The organism is Nocardia sp. NPDC058518 (genome assembly GCF_042719655.1).
Lineage (GTDB): Bacteria > Actinomycetota > Actinomycetes > Mycobacteriales > Mycobacteriaceae > Nocardia.
Window position 1 is genome coordinate 9,250 of sequence record NZ_JBHXNJ010000038.1, and the last position, 9,140, is coordinate 18,389.

The 9,140-nt window shown below is 66.8% G+C and carries 13 protein-coding genes; 4 read left to right on the forward strand and 9 right to left on the reverse strand.

Going from position 1 to position 9,140, the window contains the following annotated elements; all coding sequences use genetic code 11:
* Positions 1-208: 208 nt before the first annotated feature.
* Positions 209-769, forward strand: coding sequence for a hypothetical protein (locus tag ACFWPX_RS35765; RefSeq protein WP_378933158.1), 561 nt, complete (start codon positions 209-211; stop codon positions 767-769).
* Positions 770-808: 39 nt separating this feature from the next.
* Here ACFWPX_RS35765 and ACFWPX_RS35770 read toward each other — a convergent pair whose 3' ends face one another.
* The 6 genes from ACFWPX_RS35770 to ACFWPX_RS35795 all read right to left on the reverse strand — a co-directional run bounded on the left by ACFWPX_RS35770 (position 809) and on the right by ACFWPX_RS35795 (position 4,445).
* Positions 809-1,021 carry a 4-oxalocrotonate tautomerase family protein gene (locus ACFWPX_RS35770; protein WP_378933161.1) on the reverse strand — a complete coding sequence of 71 codons (213 nt, stop codon included), beginning with the start codon at positions 1,019-1,021 and terminating at the stop codon, positions 809-811.
* Positions 1,022-1,117: 96 nt separating this feature from the next.
* Positions 1,118-1,858 carry an SDR family NAD(P)-dependent oxidoreductase gene (locus ACFWPX_RS35775; RefSeq protein WP_378933164.1) on the reverse strand — a complete coding sequence of 247 codons (741 nt, stop codon included), beginning with the start codon at positions 1,856-1,858 and terminating at the stop codon, positions 1,118-1,120.
* 116 nt (positions 1,859-1,974) lie between these two features.
* Entirely contained in the window at positions 1,975-2,565 is a 591-nt protein-coding gene (locus ACFWPX_RS35780) for a TetR family transcriptional regulator C-terminal domain-containing protein (protein ID WP_378920268.1), read from the reverse strand.
* Positions 2,566-2,622: 57 nt separating this feature from the next.
* A complete protein-coding gene (locus ACFWPX_RS35785) occupies positions 2,623-3,225 on the reverse strand; it encodes an energy-coupling factor transporter transmembrane component T family protein (protein WP_378933167.1) in 603 nt (200 codons plus the stop codon).
* Positions 3,222-3,902, reverse strand: a complete 681-nt coding sequence (locus tag ACFWPX_RS35790) for an energy-coupling factor ABC transporter ATP-binding protein (protein ID WP_378933169.1) — start codon at positions 3,900-3,902, stop codon at positions 3,222-3,224. The genes ACFWPX_RS35785 and ACFWPX_RS35790 overlap by 4 nt, the downstream gene beginning before the upstream one ends.
* Before the next feature lie 12 nt (positions 3,903-3,914).
* Positions 3,915-4,445: a biotin transporter BioY gene (locus ACFWPX_RS35795; protein ID WP_378933250.1), complete on the reverse strand. Its 531-nt coding sequence runs from the start codon at positions 4,443-4,445 to the stop codon at positions 3,915-3,917.
* 250 nt (positions 4,446-4,695) lie between these two features.
* Here ACFWPX_RS35795 and ACFWPX_RS35800 point away from each other — a divergent pair, with 250 nt between their 5' ends.
* Positions 4,696-5,784 carry a helix-turn-helix transcriptional regulator gene (locus tag ACFWPX_RS35800; protein WP_378933172.1) on the forward strand — a complete coding sequence of 363 codons (1,089 nt, stop codon included), beginning with the start codon at positions 4,696-4,698 and terminating at the stop codon, positions 5,782-5,784.
* Positions 5,785-5,793: 9 nt separating this feature from the next.
* Here ACFWPX_RS35800 and ACFWPX_RS35805 read toward each other — a convergent pair whose 3' ends face one another.
* From ACFWPX_RS35805 to ACFWPX_RS35815, 3 genes are all read right to left on the reverse strand, one after another.
* Entirely contained in the window at positions 5,794-6,447 is a 654-nt protein-coding gene (locus ACFWPX_RS35805) for a serine protease (protein WP_378933175.1), read from the reverse strand.
* A 67-nt stretch (positions 6,448-6,514) separates the two neighbouring features.
* Positions 6,515-6,751 (reverse strand): hypothetical protein, encoded by a 237-nt coding sequence (locus ACFWPX_RS35810; protein ID WP_378933177.1) that lies wholly within the window; start codon positions 6,749-6,751, stop codon positions 6,515-6,517.
* A gap of 112 nt (positions 6,752-6,863) precedes the next feature.
* Positions 6,864-7,772: a hydrogen peroxide-inducible genes activator gene (locus tag ACFWPX_RS35815; protein ID WP_378933180.1), complete on the reverse strand. Its 909-nt coding sequence runs from the start codon at positions 7,770-7,772 to the stop codon at positions 6,864-6,866.
* Positions 7,773-7,851: 79 nt separating this feature from the next.
* Here ACFWPX_RS35815 and ACFWPX_RS35820 point away from each other — a divergent pair, with 79 nt between their 5' ends.
* Together ACFWPX_RS35820 and ACFWPX_RS35825 are read left to right on the forward strand one after the other, a co-directional pair.
* Positions 7,852-8,439: a peroxiredoxin gene (locus tag ACFWPX_RS35820; protein WP_378920252.1), complete on the forward strand. Its 588-nt coding sequence runs from the start codon at positions 7,852-7,854 to the stop codon at positions 8,437-8,439.
* Between the two features lie 43 nt (positions 8,440-8,482).
* Positions 8,483-9,022, forward strand: a complete 540-nt coding sequence (locus tag ACFWPX_RS35825; RefSeq protein ID WP_378905620.1) for a carboxymuconolactone decarboxylase family protein — start codon at positions 8,483-8,485, stop codon at positions 9,020-9,022.
* The last annotated feature ends 118 nt before the right edge of the window (positions 9,023-9,140 follow it).

The window sequence follows — 9,140 nt, forward strand, 5'->3', positions numbered from 1 at the left end:
CCCACCGCGTGGGGGGGTGCGGGGCCCCTGACGAGGGGTGCGGGCGGGGGGGGCGGGATGGGCTGTCGCCCCCTCCCGTGTCGTGGGGGGGGGGGGTGCGCGCCCCCCCCCCCCCCCCCGCTGTCATGGGTCCGGCGAAACCGGCACCGGGGCGCGCCGCGACTTGGCACCATGCGAAGACCGAGTTGCGACAGAATCGAGTCCGCCCATGAAGCCGACACCGTTGTCCGGGAACGGTCTGATGCCGGTCCACCGACCATCCGACCAACGTCCCCGCCTCGATGCCCTGTCCACGACGGGGATCGCCGCGTTCACGGAGTTGTTCACCGAGGCGGCGGAGACGACAGCATCCGATTTCGGCCGACTGACCGGCGACCTGGTGATGCGGTCCTTCCCCGCGACCGGCACCCGGTTGCTCGGACCGCTGATGGACCGTCCCGCCTACTTCTGGGTCGGTAAGTCCTTTCGTCACGTGGACGGCGGGATGGCATTCGGGCACAACATCTTCCGCCTGCTCGGCGGTATGCGGGCGCTGAACTTCGTGGCAACGGTCGGCGCATCCTCGGTCGACGGCCGCGCGGCCGTGCGATTGGACTACGACGATCTCCGAGCCGGAAAGCCCGGTCCAGCCCACCGGATCTACGACGAGTTGCGCGAGATAGAGCCGGGTCTGTGGCTGGGACCCAGCTACTTCAAGCGCGGTGCGAAACTGACATCCATGGGCTGGTTCGCCCTGGACGCCTCGATCGAGTTCGACGGTCCACTGTGAGTCGGCCCCTCGCTCTCGCCCGGTGACAGCGCCGACCACTCACTCCGTGGCGGCTCGACGGGCGCGATACTCGGCGACGTTCACTCCACCGACGCCCCAATCCGTCAGCGGCACTTCGTCGATCACGACGTAGGTACTGTCGGGGTTCTTGCCGAGTACCTCGAAGAGCACATCGGTGACGCCCTCGATGAGCCGCGACTTCTGTTCCGTGGTGACGTTTTCGTCGGTGACCTTGATGTTCACGTACGGCATGAGCGTGTCCTTTCGATGGGTACAGCTTTCACAGGATGACCGGCGGTCGGGCAGCTGCGCACCCGACTCCGTTGGGTAGGAGCGGTTTTCGTCGACTCAGGCGGATCGACCGGAAATGAACCCACCGTCGACGGGCAGGATGTGGCCGGTGACGAACTCGGCGTCGGTGAGATACAGCACGGCCGCGGTGGTGTCGGCGACCTCGCCGATCCGGTTCAGCAGCGCCAGCGCACCCGAGGCGCGCTCGTCGCCGTCACCGAAGAGCGGGGTGCGGATGATGCCGGGAGCCACCGCGTTCACCCGGATTCCGGCGGAGGCGAATTCAGCGGCCAAGCTGGTGGTGAGCGCGTGCACGCCACCCTTGCTGATGAGCGCGGCCGAGGCGGGCAGACCGGCCAGCGCGTGGTCGATCAGAACCGTGCCGATATTGACGATGCTGCCGCCCGCACCCTGGGCGAGCAGCTGTCGAACGACGGCCTGGGTGGTGAAGTAGGTGCCCTTGAGGTTGCCGCCGAGGTAGCGATCGAGTTCGTCCTCGGTGACGTCGACGAACGGCGTGGCACCGAAGACGCCCGCGCTGTTGATCAGCGCGTCGACCCGGCCGAACCGATCGAGCGCGGTACGCACGTACGCCGAACCCGTTGCGGGCGAGGCGATGTCACCGACCACGGTGGCCACCTGTTCGGGCGCGGCCAGTTCGGCGGCGACCTCGGCGAGCTTGTCGGCGTCGCGCCCGCCAAGGACGACATTGTCACCTCGGGCGACGAGCGCACGAGCGACATCACGCCCGATGCCGCTGGAACCACCGGTCACGACGACCGTCTTCGCTGTGGACATGAACTGATCCTTTCGAATGATATACGACCGGTCGTCTTGAAATGGCGACCGAAAGGAGACCGACCCGTAGGCCGACAATGCTGGTCGAATCGGCACCGGACCGGCGCCGACGGGGGTTACGGCCGGAAGTAGTCGTCGAGCAGTCGGCGCAGACACTTGTCGAGCGGCTCGACGGTGCGGTCGATCTTCATCCGGATCACCGCGCCCTCCCAGGATTCGAGAAGTAGATCCGCCAGATCCACGGCGTCGATATCGGCGCGGACAGTACCCTGCGCCTGCGCCTCACCCAGCGCGGTGGCCACGCCGTCACGCCACGCCGCCCAGGCAGTCGACAGCGAATTCCGCAGCAGCTCACTGCCTTCCAGTTCCGCGCCGAGGTTGGCGATCAGACAGCCGCCGGTGTATTCGGCGGTGACGAAATCCTCGGTCATGGTCGCGAAGAAGGCGCGGATGCCACTGAGCGGGTCCGGCGCCGTATCGAAGGCGGCGGCGAGGTTGCGCTGCACGCACAGCGAGTGATGCTCGATGATCGCCTGCGCGAAGCTCTCTTTGCTGTCGAAGTAGTTGTAGAACGAACCTTTCGGCACGCCGACTTTGTCGAGCACTTGCTTGATGCCGGTGCCGTGGTAGCCCTGCGACAGCAGGCCGACGGCGCCCTCCTCGATGAGGAGAGCTCGCGTGTCGTCGCTGCGCCGTGGTCGTGCCATGCGAGAAACTATACGACCGGTCGTCTAGGAATGGCAAGAGCCGATTCCCACACGTGCTCAGTCGTCGTCGACCCCACGAGCCGCAAGGGCCTCCCCCATCGCGTCGGCGGTCCGCAACGCCCGCACCAATACCGGCGTGACCAGTGCGGTCGCCGACCATGACACCCCGCGCGCTCGCCGCGCCTCGCCGACATCGTGGACGATCTGTGCCAGCAAGGGAACGCACCGAATCGCCAGGGCGAGCAGCAGACCCACCCGCTCCGGGTTCACCCCGACGCGACGCAGCGGTCCGAGCGCGCGGGTCAGGGCGTCGAGCATGTCGGTCACGCGCGTGGTCACCGTGACCAGGGCGGCGAGAGCGACCGAAACGAGCAACACCCCGCACACCACAACGGCCCGCATCGGCGAAGTGGTGAGTAGCTGGAACACTCCGATGATCGCGGTCATCCACAGCACCGGGCGCACCTGAGCGAAGGCCACCCGCCAGGAGATACGGGCCAGCGCGAACAGGCCGACCACCAGCGCCACCGCGACCAGCACTCCGAGCGGGCCGCGGACGAACACCGTCATCGCCAGGATCGAGACCAGCAACAGCGCCAGCTTCACTCCAGCCGGCATCCGGTGAAGCAGCGAGTCGCCGGGGCAGTACAGGCCGATCATTCGATCAGTTGCCGATACGCGTCGATCGCCGCCACCGGGGGGCCGTCGAACACGACGCAACCGTTGTCCAGCACCACGACTCGATCGAATCCGTCGAGCAGTCCGAGCTGGTGGGTCACCACGATCACCTGCTGGTCGAGGGAGTTCAGCGCCTGCGAAACCCGCCGCGCGTTGCGCAGATCGAGCAGCGTGGTCGGTTCGTCGGCCACGATCACCTCGGGCTCGCGGATCAGCGCGGAACCGATGGCCAGTAGCTGTTTCTGGCCGCCGGAGAGCAGGTGTGCCGGATGGTCGGTGTGGGCGGCGAGGCCGAAGCGGTCGAGCATTCGCCGCACCCGTGCCGCGATCTCGGCCTTGCTCAGGCCGCTGCGGCGCAGCGAGAACGCGAGGTCCTCGGCGACCGTCGGCATCACGATCTGGGTGTCGGGATCGGTGAACACGAAGCCGACCTTGCGCCGCACCTGCGCGCCCTTGCGGGCGACGTCGAGTCCGTCGACGGTGACGGTGCCGGTGGAGGGCTTGAGCAGTCCGTTGAGCATGCGGGCCAGCGTCGATTTGCCCGACCCGTTGGCGCCGATGAATCCGACCCGGCGTTCGGTGATCCGCAGGTCGATATCGCGCAGCACGCTCCGATCGCCGAAACGGTGTCCCACCGCGTCGACGACGATTTCGCTCACGACGCCCGGCGATCAGCCACGGATCAGCCCGGGATAGGCGCGATGCACACCCTTCGCCACGACCGTGGCGATCACGACCTTGGCCAGGTCACCCGGCACGAACGCGAAGTTGGTCGACACCGCCGCCCACGGGCTGAGATCGGTGCGCACCAGCAGTCCCGCGGTGCCGAACAGGTAGATGATCACGATGCCGCCGAGGGCATTGATCAGCAGGCCGAGCACGATCGGATACTTCGGCAGGATCATCGCGGTCAGCAGCCCGATGACCAGCGTCGCCGGAATCCAGCCGATCAGGTAGCCGGCCGTCGGCGACGCCAGCGCGGTGAGTCCGGTGCGGCCACCGGACAGCAGCGGCAGCCCGATCATGGTCAGCGCGATGAACACCGCCACCGCGGCAGTGCCCTTGCGGGCGCCCAGGATCGCGCCGGTGAGGATTACCCCGAGCGTCTGCAGCGTGATCGGTACCCCGCTGAACCCGACGGTGATCGCACCCGGCAGGCCGAGGGCGGCGATCAGCGCCGCGAACACCGCGATCTGCGCCATGTCCCGTGCGGCGAACCCGGTCACCGGCTTCGCGTTCTTCTCGACTTCAGACACGGCAAACATCCTTCACAACAGAATTGAACAACGTTCAAAATAGCAGGTGATCAGGCCGCTGCCGCAACCGGAACGAGACTGTGGACCGATGTTGTGCCCGCCGTCGATCGACTACGATGGGAGGGTTGGTGCAACTCGGAAGGCCCCGCCGTACGGAAACATCGTGCGCGCGATCAGTGCCCGAGGAAGGCCAGTCATGTCGATTGCGCTACAACGCTTTTCGAACTTGATCGCCGAAATACATACCGCAGGCACCGAACCGGACCGCTGGGATGGAGTGGTTCGCGAGATCACCGATACCTTCGACGCGATGCACGGTTTTCTCGTGATCGCCGACCCTGCCCACGGCGGCGTCGAGGTCAATTCCGCGGGCGCGATCACCGCCGCCGAGGTGCGCAAGCAACTCGACGCGGGCGCCGTACGCGTGAATCGGCTGCCGGTCGGTGCCACCGCGACCGGCGAGGAACTGTTCGGGTGCGGAAACGGCGGCGGCACCGCGGCGGTGCGGGCGAACGGCCTGGCCAACAGTTTCGTCGCTCGGCTCACCGGCGATCTGCCGTCGTCGTGGCTGTGTCTGACGATGCCCGACCACGGCGCGATCATCGACCAGCCCGGCGGTCCGGTCCTGCTGCGAGTGCTCGTCCCGCACCTGCGCGCCGCGCTACACACTCGCGCGAAGCTGGTCGGCATGGCGCGGGAACGGGCGTTCGCGCTCGCGGCCCTGACGAAGGCCCACCACGGCATCATGATCGTCACCGCCGACACCGCACTGGTGTTCGCCAACGCCGCGGCCGAGCGCATCGCGCGGGAGTCCGACGGGTTGACGGTGGACTCGTTCGGACATCTACGGGCCCACTCCGCACAGGTGCAGGACCGGCTGCGCCAGCTGATCGACGAGGCCACCGACTCGGAGTTCGGCGGCGGGAACGTGGCCGTGGCCCGTCCTTCGGGCAAGCGGTCGCTGATCCTGCGGATCTCCGCGCTGGACACGCCATCCGGCAACGGGCTGTGGCCGAGAGCCGCGCTCGTGGCGATCACCGATCCGGATCATGAACCGACACCGGATCCGGCTGTGCTGCACGAGCTCTACGGTTTGACCGACGCGGAGGTATCGGTCGCACTGTGCGTCCTGCGCGGCGACGGACTCCCCGCCGTCGCCGGTGAACTCTCCGTGTCGGTATATACCGCCCGGACTCATTTACAGCACATTTTCGCCAAGACGAAAACACACCGGCAGGCCGAATTGGTCCGGTTATTATCGACCACCGCGATTTCGGCGCAGTGATATTCGATATTAAATCGGGTGGAATCCCACCCCAGCGCCGCCGCGGGAATTCACATCGTCGAGAATTCTGGTGAAATTCGCGCCCACTTGCGGGCCGATACACGGCACCGCGACGTAGCCGTTGACAATGGCGACGAGGGTAGATCCGACCACCACGGGCGCGCCGGAATCACCGACGATCACGCAGATCTGTGTCAGCGTCCAATTGGCCCCGCCGAAAACATCGCCGTAGACCAAACCACAGGTCTGCCCGGTGGTTCGTCCTTCCTTGCAGGCGACGGCCGGGAACTGCGCGGGCAGTCCGACACCGGTGATCGAGGTCGAGCCGACGTAGTTCACCGGGTTGACCAGACCGGCGTCGAAGCGGATGACCGCGTAGTCGAGGTCGGTACTGGTGAACGCGACGGTGCCGACGGACCCGGCCTCTTGATCAGCTTCCGCGGATACTCCGGCTCCGGCCACCGCGCAGTGTCCCGCGGTGAAGCCGACCAGCTGACCCGATCCGTCGAAGCCGATGGTGGTGAGTGTGCAGGTCGACCCGTCATCGAAGATGATGCCGGATCCGCCACCGAGGGTCACCGGGGCAGCCGCCTGCGCTGTCCCGACTGTCGCCCACATCAGCAGCAATGCGGCGGCGACCTGCCACCATCGACCCCATGCCATAGGGACACTCCCGCACTGTGGTGCGGGAGTGACTCGATTACTCCTCTTGGTTGCTGGCATCGGCGTGTCAGACCACGCATACCGGGTAGAGGAACGGCACTGTCACCAGGACCGGAAGACACGCCAGGAAAGCGCCGGGGATGGTGATGAACGGCGACAACACGACGGGCTCGACCTGAACAGGAACCGGTGCGACGGGGGCTGGGGCAGGATCCGCCGCGGGTGCTGCGCCGGCTACACCGGCACCTAATGCGATCAGCGGCGCACAAGCGAGCACCGCGATGGTTGAACGAATCTTGTACATGACCATTCCTTCGACTGTCTGACTACGAGTCGTGTCGGTCCCGAGTCGGGATCGTCACCGCTTTCAAGAACAGCACCGGCGGTCGGGAATTTCGTCGTTCGAACAGATGAGATCAGAAAGGGCGCTTGGATCGGATGACCGCTGCGAGGTATTCGTAGTCCGCGGCCCGCGCGGATGACCCTCGATATGCGAGCCCGATCGTGCGGCCGGGGGCGGGGTCGGCGAAGCGCGCGGTGTCCAGACTCGCGCGCGCGGTCTCGGCGGCCACGGCCATCTCCGGGATGAGTGTCACGCCGAGCCCGCCCGCCACACATTGCACCACCGTGGTCAGCGACGCGGCGCGCGTGTCACCGACCGTCCCGGGCTGCACGTCGACCGAGCGGCACAGGTCAAGGGTCTGATCACGCAGACAGTGCCCCTCGTCGAGCAGCAGCAGTGGCAGATCGGCGAGTGCGGGCGCGGCCAGGTCGGTGCGCCCGGCCAGGTCGTGCCCGCGCGGGGTGACCAGGACGAACTCCTCGCTGTAGAGCGGGATCTCGACCAGGCCGCTCGCTTCGCTCGGCAGCGCGAGCACCGCCACATCGAGCACACCGGTGCGCAGGCCGTCGAGCAGGCGCGAGGTCTGGTCCTCGATCACCTGGGGCACCACCCCGGGCAGTTTGCGGCGTAATTCGGGCAGCAGCTCGGGCAGCACATACGGCGCGACGGTCGGGATGATGCCGAGGCGCAGCGTGCCGCCGAGGGTGTCGCCGGTCGCCGAGGCGACGAATCGATCGGCGGCTTCCAGCGTCGCCCTGGCTTGCGGCAGCAGCCGCATCCCGGCGGCGGTGACCAGCACGCGGCGGGTGCTGCGCTCGATCAATTGGAGCCCGAGTCCGTTTTCCAGTGATGCCAGTGCCTGCGATAACGTGGGTTGACTCACAGTCAAACGCGCTGCGGCGGTGCCGAAATGCCGGTATTCGGCGACGGCCACGAACGCACGCAGCTGCGACAGGGTTGGCTGATAAGTCTGATCACTCACACCTATCAGTGTACGACCAGCAATCGGCTTTACCTTTCAGTAGGCTGACATCAACCACCCACGAATGAGGAGACGAAGCATGGCTCTGCTGACCATCGGCGACCAGTTCCCGGCATACAACCTCAAGGCCGTCATCGGAGGCGATCTCTCCAAGGTCGACGCGCAGCAGCCCGACGATTACTTCACCCAGATCACCAGCGACGACCACGCGGGCAAGTGGCGCATCGTGTTCTTCTGGCCCAAGGATTTCACCTTCGTGTGCCCGACCGAGATCGCCGCGTTCGGCAAGCTGAACGAGGAGTTCGCCGATCGTGACGCGCAGGTGCTCGGCGCCTCGGTCGACAACGAGTTCGTGCACTTCCAGTGGCGTGCCCAGCACGAGGATCTCAAGACCCTCCCCTTCCCGATCCTGTCGGACCTCAAGCGTGAACTTGCCGCTGCCACCGGCGTTCTCAACGCCGACGGGGTCGCCGATCGCGCCACCTTCATCGTCGACCCGAACAACGAGGTGCAGTTCGTCTCGGTGACCGCCGGTTCGGTCGGCCGCAATGTCGACGAGGTGCTGCGCGTGCTCGACGCCCTGCAGTCCGACGAGCTGTGCGCCTGCAACTGGAAGAAGGGCGACCCGACCATCGACGCGGGCGAACTCCTTTCGGCCAGCGTCTGATTCACCCTTCCCTACCGAAACACCCCAGAGGAGCCCCACTGTCATGAGCATCGAGAACCTGAAGAACTCTCTTCCCGAGTACGCCAAGGACCTCAAGCTCAATCTGTCCTCGCTGGCCCGCACCACGGTGCTCAACGAGCAGCAGCTGTGGGGCACCCTGCTCGCTTCGGCCGCGGCCACCCGGTCGGCGACCACCCTGCGCGAGATCGCTGAAGAGGCCGCCGACGTGCTCTCGGCCGAGGCGTACGACGCCGCGCTCGGTGCCGCGTCGATCATGGGCATGAACAACGTGTTCTACCGCGGTAAGGCGTTCCTGGACGGTCGCTACGACGACCTGCGGGCGGGTCTGCGGATGAACATCATCGGCAACCCCGGTGTCGACAAGGCCGATTTCGAGCTGTGGTCGTTCGCGGTCTCCTCGATCAACGGCTGCGCGCACTGCCTCGAGGCGCACGAGAAGACGCTGCGCGAGGCGGGTGTCTCGCGCGAGGTGATCTTCGAGTCGCTGCGGGCCGCGGCGATCGTCGCCGGTGTCGGCCAGGCGGTGGCGTCGACCGAGGCGCTGGCCTCGGCTGCCGTCTGATTCGAGACATCGGCTTCGCGCCTGCTTTCGAGGCGTTCGTGCCGGCCCCCCACCCCAATCGCCGGGGGGCCCCCGGCCCGGGGGCGGGGCCCCACCCCGGGCCGACAGGTACCGCGGC